Origin of the sequence: Paraburkholderia sp. PGU19 (assembly GCF_013426915.1) — a bacterium.
In the GTDB taxonomy this organism is placed as follows: Bacteria; Pseudomonadota; Gammaproteobacteria; order Burkholderiales; family Burkholderiaceae; genus Paraburkholderia.
In genome coordinates this window covers 658878-673941 of the sequence record NZ_AP023182.1, presented here as the reverse complement: position 1 = coordinate 673941, position 15064 = coordinate 658878, and the positions used below count along the sequence as shown (strand labels likewise).

9 protein-coding genes and 3 pseudogenes are annotated in these 15064 nt (G+C 59.8%); 2 read left to right on the top strand and 10 right to left on the bottom strand.

Going from position 1 to position 15064, the window contains the following annotated elements; all coding sequences use genetic code 11:
• The first annotated feature begins 84 nt into the window (after positions 1–84).
• Positions 85–987, top strand: coding sequence for a LysR family transcriptional regulator (locus H1204_RS43505; protein ID WP_180736223.1), 903 nt, complete (start codon positions 85–87; stop codon positions 985–987).
• A 189-nt stretch (positions 988–1176) separates the two neighbouring features.
• Here H1204_RS43505 and H1204_RS43500 read toward each other — a convergent pair.
• The 9 genes and pseudogenes from H1204_RS43500 to H1204_RS43460 all read right to left on the bottom strand — a co-directional run bounded on the left by H1204_RS43500 (position 1177) and on the right by H1204_RS43460 (position 13015).
• Positions 1177–2519 (bottom strand): annotated as a pseudogene (locus H1204_RS43500) (MFS transporter).
• A gap of 57 nt (positions 2520–2576) precedes the next feature.
• Complete coding sequence (locus H1204_RS43495) at positions 2577–3812, bottom strand: ABC transporter substrate-binding protein (protein WP_243469109.1); 1236 nt, start codon at positions 3810–3812, stop codon at positions 2577–2579.
• A gap of 249 nt (positions 3813–4061) precedes the next feature.
• A complete protein-coding gene (locus H1204_RS43490) occupies positions 4062–4526 on the bottom strand; it encodes a CoA transferase (RefSeq protein WP_180736221.1) in 465 nt (154 codons plus the stop codon).
• Between the two features lie 450 nt (positions 4527–4976).
• Positions 4977–6766, bottom strand: a pseudogene (locus H1204_RS43485) (acyl-CoA dehydrogenase).
• Positions 6767–6933: 167 nt separating this feature from the next.
• Entirely contained in the window at positions 6934–7704 is a 771-nt protein-coding gene (locus H1204_RS43480) for an enoyl-CoA hydratase-related protein (RefSeq protein WP_180736220.1), read from the bottom strand.
• Positions 7701–8521 (bottom strand): annotated as a pseudogene (locus H1204_RS43475) (enoyl-CoA hydratase-related protein). The gene H1204_RS43480 and the pseudogene H1204_RS43475 overlap by 4 nt, the downstream one beginning before the upstream one ends.
• 6 nt (positions 8522–8527) lie before the next feature.
• Positions 8528–9295: a glucose 1-dehydrogenase gene (locus tag H1204_RS43470; protein WP_180736311.1), complete on the bottom strand. Its 768-nt coding sequence runs from the start codon at positions 9293–9295 to the stop codon at positions 8528–8530.
• A gap of 26 nt (positions 9296–9321) precedes the next feature.
• A complete protein-coding gene (locus tag H1204_RS43465; protein WP_180736219.1) occupies positions 9322–10968 on the bottom strand; it encodes an AMP-binding protein in 1647 nt (548 codons plus the stop codon).
• Between the two features lie 25 nt (positions 10969–10993).
• Positions 10994–13015, bottom strand: a complete 2022-nt coding sequence (locus tag H1204_RS43460) for an NADPH-dependent 2,4-dienoyl-CoA reductase (protein WP_180736218.1) — start codon at positions 13013–13015, stop codon at positions 10994–10996.
• Positions 13016–13382: 367 nt separating this feature from the next.
• Between H1204_RS43460 and H1204_RS43455 the strand changes: the two genes are divergently transcribed.
• On the top strand, positions 13383–13901 hold the full coding sequence (locus H1204_RS43455; RefSeq protein WP_180736217.1) for a MarR family transcriptional regulator: 519 nt from the start codon (positions 13383–13385) through the stop codon (positions 13899–13901).
• 208 nt (positions 13902–14109) lie between these two features.
• Here the strand turns inward: H1204_RS43455 and H1204_RS43450 are convergent, their stop codons facing one another.
• Positions 14110–14904 carry an enoyl-CoA hydratase-related protein gene (locus H1204_RS43450; RefSeq protein ID WP_180736216.1) on the bottom strand — a complete coding sequence of 265 codons (795 nt, stop codon included), beginning with the start codon at positions 14902–14904 and terminating at the stop codon, positions 14110–14112.
• Positions 14905–15064 lie beyond the last annotated feature (160 nt).

Here is a 15064-nt window from a genome sequence, read left to right as displayed (position 1 = left end):
ATGCATTTTCTCGATAGTTAACCAGATTGACAATTGCATCGCTCGTTGACAGAGTGTCAAACCTTCTTTGACATCGGATTCATCGTGGACGTCAATTCACTCACTCTTCTGGTCGAAATCGTCGACGCGGGTAATTTGAGCGAGGCTGCCCGGCGTCTCAAGATGACCCGCGCCAATGTCAGCTATCACCTCAATCAGCTCGAAAAATCTATCGGACTGCAACTTGTCCGCAGGACTACACGGCGTGTCGAACCAACAGAGATTGGACTGAAACTCTACGAGCACGGCTGCACGATCCGGAATGCTCTCCAGGCGGCGCAGGAGTCCGTTTCCACGCTCGGCGAGAGCCTGCAAGGACGGGTTCGCCTGTCGGTGCCGAGCGGCTACGGTCAACTGGTGATGTCCCAGTGGCTGATCGCATTCAAGCGCGAATACCCCAGCATCGTGCTCGACGTAATGTTCGAGAATCGGGTGGAAGACCTGCTGCGTGACGAAGTGGATATTGCGGTACGCGTGATGTCTGAGCCGCCCCAGAATCTCGTTGCGCGTGATATGGGGTCGGTCGGTTGGGTCGCATGCGCTTCGTCGGCCTATGCCGCCGAACACGGCATGCCTACCCTGCTCGAAGAGCTTCGCACCGCACCACTTATCACGTCCGCCGTCATCGGACGCCAGCTGCGCGTCGCCGCCTACCTGCACAATGAAAGGCATGAGGTGTTGCTCGAACCCGGTCTTATTTCCGAAAACTTTCTCTTTCTGCGCGAAGCGATTCTTGCCGGTGTCGGGGTCGGACTCGTGCCGGATTACGTCGTACACGAAGACATCCTCCGCGGCGACGTCCTGACAGCACTCGACCAGTGGCGTCTGAGCATCTTTGGCACGAACATGTACATGCTGTATATGCCCAATCGTAATCACACCCGCGCCACCGCGAAATTCATCGAGTTCATGCTGGACGCGGCCCGCAGAGCGGGACGGGGGAAATAGCCGCATGTAGCGGGCGTACAGGCGTATTCGCCAACGTACGCTTTCCGACTTTTAAACCGGACATCCTTCATCGCAGTGCTGGATTGCTCTGGACATAGAACAGGTCGGTCGACCTCGACCTGATCGGACCGACCTGCTCCGACAGCCGTGCCAGGCAGATTGCTGGCCTCATTCGAGTGTTTTGCTGGATCAAAAATCCACGTCTTTGGTCTCCGGCCCCATGAGTGCCCCGACAAAGGCGATCACGCCGCCGATGCACAACAGGGCAACGGGCGCGTACCGCAGCGGTATTACCGACCCAAGCCAGTTCATATAGAACGCGTAGAACGAAGGCACAATGACCGACAGGCTGTAGCCGACGCCAAAACCCGTCGCACGGACACCTGTGGCGAAGCGCTCGTTGATGTATGTGACGATGACGGCCCACGCCGAGCTCACGGTAATGGCGAGACCGCACACGATCAGCACCACGAGCGGAAGACTCATGCCTGCTCCTCCGTCGATCAGGGAGTAGAGCAGGAAAGCGCCCAAAGTGCCGCTCAGTACGGCGATTATCGAAAGCATCGTGCGGCGCCCGAATCGCTGTCCCAACATGCCAGCTCCTACGTAGCTGAAACAGAGCACCGTATAAGACACCATTAGCGTCGCCGTCATCTGGAACGCGGTGAGATGCAAGGTCTTGAGCAGGATGCCCGTGGGAAGGAACAGGCCAACGATATTCTGAGTCAGCCAGAATCCCGTCATCATGAGAAGCACCTGAATCAGATTCCGGAATTGCGTTCCGCCCGTCAGCCGACTTACCGACGTCGCTTCAGGCTTGCCTGCGGACTTGCCGGCCCACACTTCGGATTCCGTCACCTTATGCACGTAGTAAAGCGCCAGCAGTGCCGCCATCAGTGCACCGACGACGAAGGGGACCCGCCATCCCCACATCGCGTAAGGCGATTGCGGACCACCGACCGGGAAGAGCGAGAACATCACCATCGCCATCAGGTTGATAGCAACATACGCAGCGGGGAAGCCTGCGAGGATCAGTCCACCGACCATCCCGCGCTGCTCCTTCCTCGAATATTCGATCGCGAGCGGAAGTGCCCCTGTGTAGCCGCCTCCGAGAAAGATTCCATCGATAAAACGCAGAATCACCAGAAGCCAGTAGGACGCGATACCAATGCTTTCATAGCCGGGAATCATTGCGATCAGCAAGGTAGCGATGCCAAATCCGCTCACCGACAGGATCGAAGCTGCACGGCGCCCCACGCGATCAGCGATCCGCCCGAAAATAAGCGCGCCGAGCGGGCGCCCAAGCAGAGTGGTAATAAATACCAATGATTCGAGCACGACCTGATGACTGCCCGAAACACCTCGGGGTAAAAAGAACGACTGTATTGGCGCAAGGATGATGACTGGCAGATAAATATCGAACATGTCGATAAACTCGGAGAACACCGCCCCTTGATCGCACTCTTGCGTTTCTCGTCAATTGTCTCCTGTCTTGCCAACCCATCGATTTGCGTGACGCGTACTGATTCCATTCCTGTCTCCATATTTTCTTGATGCAAGGATGCTTTAGGTGACGAAGCTGCGATGCCCTACCTTTTGACCAGCGGGCAGGTGCTCTCTGCGATCGGCTCAAACGCCTCTTCTTTTGGAATCACAGCGCGGATCTTGAGCAGATCCCACTCGCCCTTCGACTCCGAAGGCTTCTTTGCTTCGGCGAGGTACATGTCATGCACCATCAGGCCATTCGCTTCGATGCGGCCATCGCGGGCGAAGAAGTCGTTGATCGGCGTCGCGCGCATCTTCTGCATCACGGTATCGCTATCCGCGGTACCCGATGCCTGTACGGCAGCGAGGTAATGCATCGTCGCCGAATACATGCCGGCCTGAACCATCGTCGGCATCTTGCCCGTAGCGGCATAGAATTTCTTGGCGAATGCTCGTGTACTGTCGTCGCGATCCCAGTAGAACGCCGTCGTGAACTGAAGGCCTTGCGCCGTACTCAGCCCCATCCCTTTCAGATCGCCATCGAAAATGAGCAGTGGTGCGACGACCTGATTGCTGCGGGACAAGCCAAATTCAGCCGCCTGCTTGACGGCGTTCTGTGCGTCACGCCCGGCATCCGCGAGACCGACGACCTGCGCCTTCGAAGCCTGCGCCTGAAGCAGATATGACGCGAAATCGGACGCCGACAACGGGTGCTTGACCGAACCCACCACCTCACCGCCCATGGTCTTCACGACACGTGTCGCCTGATCTTGCAGTGAATTTCCGAAAGCGTAGTCCGCCGTGACGAAGAACCACCGCTTGTAGCCCGCACGCACCAGCGCACGCGCGGTTCCATTTGCGAGCGCATAGGTATCGTAGACATAGTGAACGCCGTACGGAGAGCACTGCCGGCCCGTCAACTCGGTCGTGGCCGAGCCGGCGAAGATCGTGATCTTGCGCTTCTCGGCTCCGAGCTTCTGTAACGCAAGAGCCGATGCCGAGTCGGTGGATTCGATGACCGCCTGCACATCATCCCGGTCATACCAGGATCGAACTTTCGTGGCGGCCACGTCAACCTTGCTCTGGTAGTCGGTGGACAGCACTTCGATTGGACGATTCAGTACCTTTCCCCCGTAGTCCTGGACAGCCATCTTGACCGCGGTAACTCCGCCTGTGCCACCGATACCGGAATAGACGCCGCTCATGTCGACGATCACACCGATCCTGAACGGAGCATTCTCCGCCAATGCAATCGTGACAAGACCCGTCAGCGAGGCCATCAGGCAGGCCGAATACAGCCAGAATCGCCCGCGCGTCGATAATCCAAATTGAAGTTTCACCTGTGTCTCCTCATTTCACCAAATACAACCTGTTATATGTTTTTTAATTTCAAGCTCATTTCATACATCGCATTGATAATTTATTTCGTATTACTACATTAATTTATCAATCCACATACAATACCGAGAATCTGCACTGCGATGCTTCGCACCTTATTCCGTCGCCACAAAGCCAGCTTAAGCGGGTCATCAACGTGAGCGACCCTGTTCCCGACCTTAGATGATTTCTCGATCTCTGAGCCCGGCGATTCACACCTCAGCCATCCCCACGCGTTCACGCAGTACGCGGTCGGTATCCGCACACAGCGGCGGTGGCGCCCGGCGATGCGTTGCACCTTGCCTGTCGAAGCGGATCCCGAGTCCCACCTGCGAGCTCTTTCCCGCGGCGTCTTCCACCGAATAAAACGTTCCATCCGCAAGGAGCTGGTGATCGAACACCACCTGATCGATCCGGTTGATGGGGCTTCCGGGAATCCGATACTCCCTGAAGATGGCGAGCCACTCCCCGCCGTTAAGAAACGGCGAGCCCCAGGCACGAGTGTCGCCGCCCGCGCCGACGCGTTCGACCTTCGTTGCCTCGGCGCCAAGATCGGCGAGGAACTGGGTGCCGTATGAACCGGCAACGGATGTAGTCAAGTCCAGCACGCGCACACTCTTGAGTAGCTCGAGGCCAGACGAGGCCTCAAGCGTTGGCAATGTTTCGACTGGGATCATCGTTGTCTCATTTGATGTTTGCGCAACATAAGCGACAAGCATGCCAGTTGAGTCAGTAGTCTCGCGGAACGCCCGTCGGTATTGCCATTCCGAGGTTCAATCCGTATCCGCACGTGACGTGACTTCACGAGATCGCGCATCGATGTGTCGTCGGGTAGGGCTTCCCGTTACAAGGAATGCGTTCTTCGACGACACTTTGGCGAACACGACTACACTCCCGTGCGGGCGAGAACGGCATTCGCCGTGCGGACGGTTCAGGCGAAAGACGTCTGCGCTGTCCGCTTTCGATACCATTCGGAGTGCGGTATGCACCGGTCCACAACCAACGACGGCGCGCTCTTCGGCTGGCAATTGGCGACCATCGGACACAAGGGAGTAATGCGCAGGAACGGCAAGGGGAATTCGGTCGATGTGTCCATGGGCAAATCGACCGTCTTGCGAGAGGGAGATCTAAAACACGTCCGATGGGATAGCAAGCACACTGTCGGCACCGTGCAGGATGCGATCGCGATGTGCGGATGCCTGTGACAGAACATGCTCGGAAAAGAATCGGGCCGTCGCGATTTTCCCGTCCAGAAAGGTCTTGTCCCCGTCGCGTTCGGCATGCTCCTCGGCAGCGATGAGCGCGCGCGCCAGTTGCCAGCCGGCCACCAGCTCCCCCGCCAGCGTCAGATAGACGAAGCTTCCCGCATGGACCGCGTTCGGCGATTCGGCACCGTTGCGCACGACGTAGTCGACGACATCGAGAAACGCTTGACGCGCCGTCTCCAGTCCAGATCGAACCGAACGGGCAGCCGTGCCATCGATTCGTGCCAGGTCCGCCTCCGTCGCCTCGATCTGGGCCGCAATGTCGCGGGCCGTCGAGCCGCCGTCCCGTATCGTCTTCCGCCCGACCAGGTCGTTCGCCTGTATGGCCGTCGTGCCTTCGTAGATCGGCAGGATACGTGCGTCGCGGTAGTACTGCGCCACGCCCGTTTCCTCGATAAAGCCCATGCCACCGTGTACCTGGATAGCCGTCGACGTCACGAACAAGCTCATTTCCGTGCAGTATCCCTTGATCAGGGGCAGCAGAAACTCATAGAAATCGTGTTTGCGCTTTCTGACGGCGGCGTCGGGATGGCGCTCGGCAAAATCGTTCGCTGCCGCGCCAACCAGCACCATCGCGCGGCACCCCTCGATCCTGGACCGCATCTCCATCAGCATGCGCCGCACGTCGGGATGCCGGATGATGGGCACGCTGCCCGCCGACGACCCATCGACGGGCCGGCTCTGGACTCGCTCGCGCGCATAGGAAAGGGCCTGCTGGTATGCGCGCTCGGCAACGGCGACGCCCTGAACGCCCACGGCGAAACGGGCGGAGTTCATCATCTGGAACATGTACTCGAGACCGTGGTTTTCTTCACCGATCAGATAGCCGGTCGCTCCACCATTGTCTCCGTATTGCAGAACCGCTGTCGGACTCGCCTTGATACCGAGCTTGTGCTCGAGGCTAGTTGCGTGAATATCGTTGCGCTCGCCAAGGCTGCCGTCCTCCTGCACAAGTACCTTCGGAACCAGAAACATGCTGATGCCCTTTACACCCTCGGGTGCCCCGGGAACGCGAGCCAAAATCAGATGAACGATATTCTCGGTCAGATCGTGATCGCCGTAGGTAATGAAGATCTTGGTCCCGAACAGCTTGTACGTGCCGTCGGCCTGACGCTCCGCCCGCGTGCGCACGAGCGACAGGTCACTGCCTGCCTGCGGCTCGGTCAGGTTCATCGTTCCCGTCCACTGCCCGAAATCAGGTTGCGTAGATAGGTCTGCCGCATGGCCTCGGAGCCGACGGTCATCAATGCTGCGATCGCGCCGTCTGTGAGCAACGAACACAGCGCGAAACTCAGATTCGCGGAGTTCACCATCTCCGAACACGCTGCGCCGATGACTTTTGGCAAGCCCTGGCCGTCAAATTCGACGGGATGCTGCACACCGAGCCATCCAGCATCGGCGTACTGCCGGAACGCTTCCCTGAATCCGGGCGTCGTCTTCACGCTCCCGTTCTCCAGTACGGCAGGCTGACGGTCGCCGACAGCATTGAGCGGCGCAATCACCTCCTGGTTGAAGCGGGCGCACTCCGCGAGCACCGCTTCGGCAGTCGCGATACCGGCCTCGTCATATCCTTCCAGCCTGACCAGGTCGTCCAGTCCGGCCAGATGCTGGATATCGAACAACATGTCCTTAAGCGGAGCAACATAGTGCATGTCTATCTCTTCGAGGATGAAGACACGACTGGCCTGAAGTCGACAAGCAGGACAGTCGCGCCTGGAATTCTGAATTTTGGAAATCACCGGGAGGGTGGGCCCGGTGCGGCTTCACGGGACAAGTCGACGTCGCGTGCCATGACACGGTCAACCTCGCCCCACCTGCATCATCGCCCCTTGAATTGCGGAGCACGCTTCTCGAGAAAGGCATTCATCCCTTCGTTTGCGTCCTCCGTCTGCGTGGCAAGCGAGAACAGCTCCGCTTCGGCCCGCAGTCCGGCGTCGAGGTCGAGACTACCCGCACAACGGACCGCCTCCCGGGCAAGATGGACGGCGGCGGGATACCCTTTCAACATCGAGTCGAGAAAGGCAATGCCGATCGACACGGGTTCTCCCTCCTCGACCAACTTGTCCACCAGACCGATCTGCAACGCCTCTTCCGCGGACACGGTCCGACCGGAGACGATCATGTCCATGGCCTTCTCCGTGCCAACGAGCCGGGGCAGACGCTGCGTGCCGCCGTAGCCGGGTATCAGGCCCAGCCTTATTTCCGGCAAGCCGAGCTTTACGCCTGCGACGGCGACCCGATAGCTGCAGGACATCGCGAGCTCGAGGCCGCCGCCCAATGCGGCACCACGGATTACGGCGACGGACGGCACATGCAGCGCTGCAAGCTTGGCGAACGTCCGCTGTCCAAAGCTGGCCCCGTTCTGATGTTGCTGAGAGGTCCTGCCGCGCAATTCGCCGATGTCCGCACCCGCACAGAATGCTCTGTCGCCACCGCCGACCACGACGACACCTCTCACGCTGGCACGCGAGATCGCATCAACGTTTTGGGACAGCTTGCCAAGCATGTCGAGGTTCAGTGCGTTGAGGGCAGCTGGACGGTCGATCGTCAGCACCGCCACATCATCGGCAAAGTGCAGGCGCACCGTCATGCCTCGCTCCCCGTGGAATCGCTATCAGGCTTGCCTTGATAAACGTCGCGGAAGCGCGGTTTTCTCTTCTCCAGGAAGGCGTGCACGCCTTCCTGCGATTCAGCCGTCTGGTAGTACAACGCCAGCGCCTGCATCCCCAACCCGCCAATGCCACGAATTGAGTCGGTATCCGCATTGAACGAGCGCTTGGCGATAGCGAGCGCGGTCGGACTCATGGCCAGGATTTCCTGGCACCACTTCTCGACCTCCGCGTCCAGTTGTTCGGGCGGCACGACGGCATTCAGCAGTCCCATGGACAGCGCTTCGGCCGCCGAGTAGCGACGGCACAGGAACCAGATTTCGCGCGCGCGTTTTTCGCCCACGACCCGCGCAAGCAGCGCGGTGCCGAAGCCCGGGTCGACCGAGCCGACCTTGGGACCGACCTGACCCAGTTGCGCCGTTTCGGAAGCGATCGCCAGATCGCAGCAGGTCACCAGCACATTGCCGCCGCCGATGGCGTACCCGTTGACGCGCGCGATCACGGGCTTCGGGCACTCGCGAATGATGCCTTGCAGTTCTTCGACGGGAAGGCCAATTACGCCGCGACCATCATAGCCGCCGTCGTGCGCCGACTGGTCGCCCCCGTGCAGAACGCCTTGTCGCCCGCGCCGGTCAGCACCACCACGCCAACCGATTTGTCCCACGACGCGACGTTGAACGCATCGATCAGTTCGTCACACGTGCGACCGCGAAACGCGTTGTACTTTTGCGGGCGATTGATGGTGATGCGGGCGATGCCGTCCCGCACCTCATACAGGATGTCGGTATATTCGTTCATGGTCTCTTATCCGTGCATGGTCAGGCCGCCGGACACGCTGATGACCTGTCCGGTGATGAAGTTCGCGTCGTCGCTGGCAAGGAAAGTCACGATGCCCGGAATGTCCTCCGGCTGACCGAGACGTTTGAGCGGGATCGCGCGCTTGAGCCCCTCGTAGATCTTCTGGCCGAACTCTCCTTCGCCGAGGAACGACTGCAGCAGCGCGGTGTCGGTCGGTCCCGGGCACACGACGTTGACGTTGACGTTGTTACGGGCGCATTCGCGCGCGATTGTCTTGCTGAACGCGATCACACCGCCCTTGCACGCGGAATAGACCGACTCTCCGGACGAGCCGACACGACCGGCGTCCGATGCGATATTGATGATCTTGCCCTGCTTGCGATTGACCATCCAGGGCAGCACCACATGGTGAAGATTCAGCGGGCCCAGCAGGTTGATCGCGATAACCTTCTGCCAGAAGTCGGGCGTGGTCTCCAGAAACTGCATCGCCACATCCCAACCGGCGTTGTTCACCAGGACGTCGATGCCGCCCCGCTCTTCCGCTACCTTGTTGATCGCCGCCGTTACGGCAGCGTGATCCGTAATGTCCAGCTTCACGGGCGTCACGCGCGCCGAATGCTCGCCCAGATCGCGACCGAGCTTCTCTAGCGCACCATCGTTGACATCGAGCGCCACGACGTGCGCCCCTTCCTCGCAAAAGCGCCGGACGAGGGCCTTGCCAATACCACCCGCTGCACCCGTGACTACCACAACCTTGTCGTTTAGACCTCGCATGGAACAAATCTCCTTGATGACCATTGCTATGAATTCCGGCTGGCCAGGATGTCTGTGGCCAGCTTGCGCAACACGAACTTCTGCAACTTTCCGGTCGCCGTGCGCGGAAGTGTTTCGAACACAACGTGACGCGGCGTCTTGAAACCCGGAAGGCGCTGACGGCAGTACGCCACGATCTCCTCGACGCTCACCGTGCCGGCATAGCCGGGTTTGAGCTCGAGCAATGCGCAGGGCACTTCTCCCCACTTTGCATCCGGCACCGCAACGACGGCTGCGCTCTGTACGGCCGGATGCGTGTACAGGATTTCCTCTACTTCGAGCGAAGAAATGTTCTCTCCGCCGGAAATGATGATGTCCTTCGCGCGATCCTTGATTTCGATATATCCGTCGCCATGCACGACTGCAAGATCACCTGTGTGATACCAGCCGTGCGCAAATGCCTCGTCAGTCGCCTCGGTGTTCTTTAGGTAGCCCTTCATCGCGAGATTGCCCCTGAACATGACTTCGCCCATCGTGGTGCCATCGCGCGGAACAGGCTGGAATCCGGTATCGACTACCATCATTTCCTCCATCACCACGCTGCGTACGCCCTGGCGCGAAAGATGGGTGAGCGCGCTGTCCTCGCCTTCATCGCGCCACTCGCTTTGCGGCTGACAAAGGGTGTTGACGCTGTGCATTTCTGTCATGCCGTACACATGAAGCAGCGAAAAGCCAAGGCTGGAGACTTTGCGCAGGACGGCGGCCGGCGGCGACGCACCCGCGCACATGATCTGGATTGGTCGCGGCGGAGCCTGCCAGCCCTCCGGCTTGCCGCTGACGAGGAAATCGAGCACTGTCGGCGCGCAACAGAAGTGGGTGACCCCATGCTGTGCGATTGCGTCGTAAATGTCTTCCGCCACGACCTTGCGCAGACATACGTGTGTACCGCCCATCGCTGCCATCGCCCATGCAAAACACCAGCCGTTGCAGTGAAAGAGCGGCAATGTCCATAGATAAACGGGGTCGCTACCAGGCAGTCCCGCATTGATCGACTGGCCGAGCGCATTCAGATATGCCCCTCGGTGGTGATAGACGACCCCCTTGGGATTGCCTGTGGTACCCGATGTGTAATTCAACGTTATCGCCTCCCATTCGTCCTGCGGATAGCGCAGTTCGGTATCGGGTGGTGCTGATGCGAGGAACGTTTCGTAATCGGTGCCTCCGATCCGGTCTTCATGGCCGGATTCCGGATCGCAGATATCGATGACCTCAAGTTCGAGGCCCGCCAGGGCGATTGCTTCCCGAACCGTCGCGGCGAACTGCGTATCTACCAGAAGCAATCTGGTTTCGGAGTGCTGAAGAATAAACGCAATCGCTGAAGCGTCAAGCCGGATGTTTAGGCAGTTGAGCACTGCGCCCGATAGCGGCACTCCAAAATGTGCCTCCAGCATTTCGGGCACGTTGGGCGCCAGAACGGATACCGTGTCTCCCCGTTCGATGCCAGCGGCCATCAATGCCCGCGCCAGACCGTAGCAGCGGTCGGCATGCTGGCGCCACGTGTACCGGCGATCCCGGTAGATTACGGCAGTGCGGTCCGGGAAAACGTCCGCCGCACGTCGCAGAAAATGCAGGGGTGTCAAGGGCTGGAAGTTCGCGTCGCGTCTACCCAGACCCTGGTCGTATTTTGTCAGCATTTATGTCTCCGGATACAGCGGGAAATCAAAACGTCACTGCAAGGCGAGTTGCCTGGTCGATGGCCCTGAGGGCATCCAGTTCGCTGGCGACATCCGCGCCGCCGATCAGTCGCGGCTCCAGCCCGCGCGCCTTGAGCTGCTCGTACAGGTCGCGGTTCGAGTTCTGTCCTGCGCACAGCACGACGTGGTCGACCGGCAACACGTGCGGCTTGCCGTCGACCGTGTAGTGAAGCCCTTCGTCGTCGATCGAGTCGTACGTGGCACCGGAGGTCATGGCGATATTGGCCTTTCGAAGCTTGGCCTTAAGAATCCAGCCGGTCGATTTTCCGAGGCGCTTGCCCAGTGGCTCTGCCTTGCGCTGGAACATGTGAACGCTGCGTTTCGGCTCCGTGTGGCCGGCGGACGTCGACAACCCACCTGGTAGCGCGTTTGCAGGGTCCACGCCCCACGAATGGAAGAACGTCTGCGCATCGAGCGATTCCTGTGCATCGCCCAGCAGGTACTCGGCGACATCGAATCCGATCCCGCCGGCGCCGATAATGGCGACGCGTTGTCCCACCACGACCTTGCCTGTGAGCACATCGATATAGGAGATCGCCTTCGCATGGTCGGCGCCTGCAAGATCCGGCACGCGCGGCCGAACGCCGGTGGCGATAACGATCTCGTCGAAGCCTTCGCTCACGAGAATTTCGGGCGTCGCGGGCTGCCCAAGCCGTAGCGTCACACCCAGCCTGTCCAGTCTGACCTGGAAGTAGCGCAGCATCTCGTGAAACTCCGCTTTGCCCGGCACAGCTTTCGCCAGGTTCAGTTGGCCGCCCAGTTGCGGCTCTGCCTCGAATAGCGTGACCCGATGTCCGCGCTCGCTGGCGTTGATGGCAAAGGCCATCCCTGCTGGCCCTCCACCGACTACGGCAATGCGCTTCGAAGACGATGCGATGCCAATCGGGAACTCGATCTCACGACCGGCGCGCGGATTGACGAGGCAGGTTGCGGTGCGCTCGGTAAAGATGCGGTCGAGACACGCCTGGTTGCAGGCAATACACGTATTGATCTCGTCGACGATACCGAGACGCGTCTTTTTTGCGAACTCGGGATCAGCCAGCAGGGGCCGCGCCATGGAAACCAGATCCGCCACGCCGGACGCGATGAGTTCCTCTGCGATCTGCGGCGTGTTGATCCGGTTGGAGGCCATCACGGGAATCGAGACCGCATGCTTGACGTTGCGGATCGCTTCGCGCCATACGGCACGCGGCACGGTTGCAGCTATCGTCGGTACCGACGATTCATGCCAGCCGACGCCCGTGTTGATCAGGTCGGCACCGGCTGCCTCAATCCGCCGCGCAAACGCCGCCACTTCGGCACCCACCATGCCGCCCTCGACCAGGTCGATCGATGAAATCCGATAGATCAGCATCGGCGCACTGCCGAGTCGCTCCCGGACTGCGCGCACGATCTCGAGCGGAAACCGGATGCGGGCATCGAAGCTGCCGCCGAACTCATCGGTCCGCTGATTGGTGCGCTCGGCCGTGAATTCGTTGATCAGATACCCTTCCGACCCCATGATCTCGACACCGTCGTAGCCTGCCTCAACAGCCAGGGCGGCCGTGTCGACGAAGTCGCCGAGCGTGCGCCATACCTCTTCGGTGGACAGCGGATGCGGTGAGAACGTGTTGATACGGGCCTTGCCGGGAGACGGAGCGACACATCCGGCCACTTTCGCATACCGGCCAGCGTGAAGTATCTGCAGGATGATCTTCCCTCCCGCCTCGTGCACGGCGCGGGTCACGACGCGATGTTCGTCAAGCTGGCTATGGCTGTTAAACAACGGCCCCCCCTCTTCCATCACCCCCTCGGGGTTCGGCGAGAAGCCACCGCTCAGAATCAGGCCAATTTCACCAGCTGCACGGGTTGCGTAGAACGCCGCCAGGCGCTCATGCGGCCGGTCCAGCGTTTCGAGTCGCGTATGCATCGCGCCCATGACCATCCGATTGGGCAATACCGTCGCGCCGACCTTCAGCGGCGTCAGTACATGATCAAGCGTCTCCATGTGTTGTCTCTTTAGCGTTCCGGTGTGGGTGAATGGATAGTAGGCGTCACCGTCATTTACGTCAAGTACTTGATATGTATTTTCGAGTGACCGCCTTAATTCCGCTGAAATAAGGTTGTCGCATTGACGCAACGCGTCAACAGCATGTTATATATATGGAAAGCCGTCGGCGCCGCATGGCATCGTCGTAGGATCCATGCGGGCGCGCGTCGAGCGCGCCAGGCCATCGCAGTCTCGATGCCGTCAACGGGGAGAATCCGGCACGCCGACGCTGCCGCCCGGAGAATCGCGCTGCGGCAATACTCCAGGCCGCCTTAAAATGGGCAGATTACTGAGGGCGCGCCCAGCGCAACCGCCGAGCCAATACATGACTATCTCCGACACTTCGTACGATCAATCTGTCTCGTCCATCCACAATCGATTGTTCTTCCGCCTGTTCCAGGCAGGCAATACCCTCGACAGACAGACCATCAAGGCCCTCGGTATCACAACCGTGCAGTGGTCGGTTCTGGGTGCGCTATCACGTCCCCAGGCGGCAACAGGCATGTCGTTTTCCGATCTGGCGGACTATCTGGTAGTGAGTCGACAAAGCCTCGACGGCGTGCTGAAGCGTCTCGAGCGGGACGAGCATGTCGTGCGCGTGGCCGATACGGTCGACCGGCGGGCCAAGAACGTTATGCTGACGGATAGGGGGCGGGAATTCTGGGACGGTCTTCAGCCGAAGATCTACGAGTTCTATCGGCAAGCACTGAGCAACTTTCGTTTCGACGACAAGGTATCGCTCGTCCACTTCCTGAATCAGCTCAACGCGGGAATGGCGAATGTCAGCCTCGACGACGAGGCTTCTGCCAACCTGGATTGCGACGCGGCGTCGGCGCGCGAATAGACCGCCGAGTTCGGCGGTCGGGATCAGCAAAGGCGTACGATCCGTCGGCGGATCCCACATTGGGCATCGTGACGACCGCGCTCGGGCAGGATGCGGACGGACCAGAATATCAAGTCAGTTCGCCCCGCTGGCGTTCTCTCGTCCCTGGCGGGCCAGTCACAACGACGTGACCTCGGGGAACAGGCCACGCGACTAGTCGCAACAAAGACTATTCGCCTGTGAATTTCGGCGCACGCTTTTCATTGAACGCCGCCAAACCTTCGCGATAGTCCTTCCTCCACCCCATCTCCCGGATGAAGGTGGCCTCCATTGCCAGTTGCTGCTCCAGTGTGTGGCCGGTCGCAGCGTGGACTAATGCCCGGGTGCGCACGAGCGCCGTCGTGGGTAACGAGGCAACTTGCGCACTGAGTTGGGCGATACTGCTTTCGAAGCTGTCGTCATCGATCACATCCCAGATCAGGCCCCACTCGGCCGCCTTCGTCGCGGATAGTTTCTCGGCCAGGTAGGTGAGCCCGATCGCGCGCGCCGTGCCGACCTTATGCGTCAGGAACCACGTGCTGCCTGTATCGGGAGTCAGGCCAATTCTCGAAAAGGCTTGCAGAAAATAGGCCGATCTAGCCGCAACGACCAGATCACATGCAAGGGCGAGCGAAGCTCCACCACCCGCAGCGAGTCCGTTGACGGCCGCGATGGTAGGTACGCGAAGATTCTGCAATCGCAGTACGAGTGGCTTGAAATGTTGCTCGACAATCGCACCGATGTCGGGGCCACGCTCTTCACCGATCTGCATGGCGGGGTCGGCGAGATCCTGTCCCGCGCAAAATGCTCTTCCCGCTCCCGTGAGCGTCAGAACTCGAACATCCGGGCTGGCCTCGACCTGATCGAGCGCCCTACTCAGTTCGACCATGCTATTGCCATCGAGACTGTTCAGCCTGTCAGGCCGGTTCAGCGTGATTCGCGCCACTTCCTCCTGAACCACGAGGCTCAAATTTTGAAAGTTCATCTTGATTCCCAGATCCGTTGTGAAGCATTCCCGTGCAGTTTCAATAGTCGTGAAGTGATCACCGGGAAGCAAACCAGGAACACAACCACGCAAACGAGGAGCGCGAAGCAGGCCCTCTCAGGATTCAATTGCCCGGCATTGATCAACGCGTCGACGGGCA

What these genes read in the sequence shown, in the direction of transcription:
- H1204_RS43455 (WP_180736217.1), top strand. Translation starts at nt 13,383, where the DNA reads ATGACTATCTCCGACACTTCGTACGATCAATCTGTCTCGTCCATCCAC.
- H1204_RS43470 (WP_180736311.1), bottom strand. Translation starts at nt 9,295, where the DNA reads ATGCGAGGTCTAAACGACAAGGTTGTGGTAGTCACGGGTGCAGCGGGT.
- H1204_RS43465 (WP_180736219.1), bottom strand. Translation starts at nt 10,968, where the DNA reads ATGCTGACAAAATACGACCAGGGTCTGGGTAGACGCGACGCGAACTTC.
- H1204_RS43460 (WP_180736218.1), bottom strand. Translation starts at nt 13,015, where the DNA reads ATGGAGACGCTTGATCATGTACTGACGCCGCTGAAGGTCGGCGCGACG.
- H1204_RS43450 (WP_180736216.1), bottom strand. Translation starts at nt 14,904, where the DNA reads ATGAACTTTCAAAATTTGAGCCTCGTGGTTCAGGAGGAAGTGGCGCGA.
- H1204_RS43490 (WP_180736221.1), bottom strand. Translation starts at nt 4,526, where the DNA reads ATGATCCCAGTCGAAACATTGCCAACGCTTGAGGCCTCGTCTGGCCTC.
- H1204_RS43480 (WP_180736220.1), bottom strand. Translation starts at nt 7,704, where the DNA reads ATGACGGTGCGCCTGCACTTTGCCGATGATGTGGCGGTGCTGACGATC.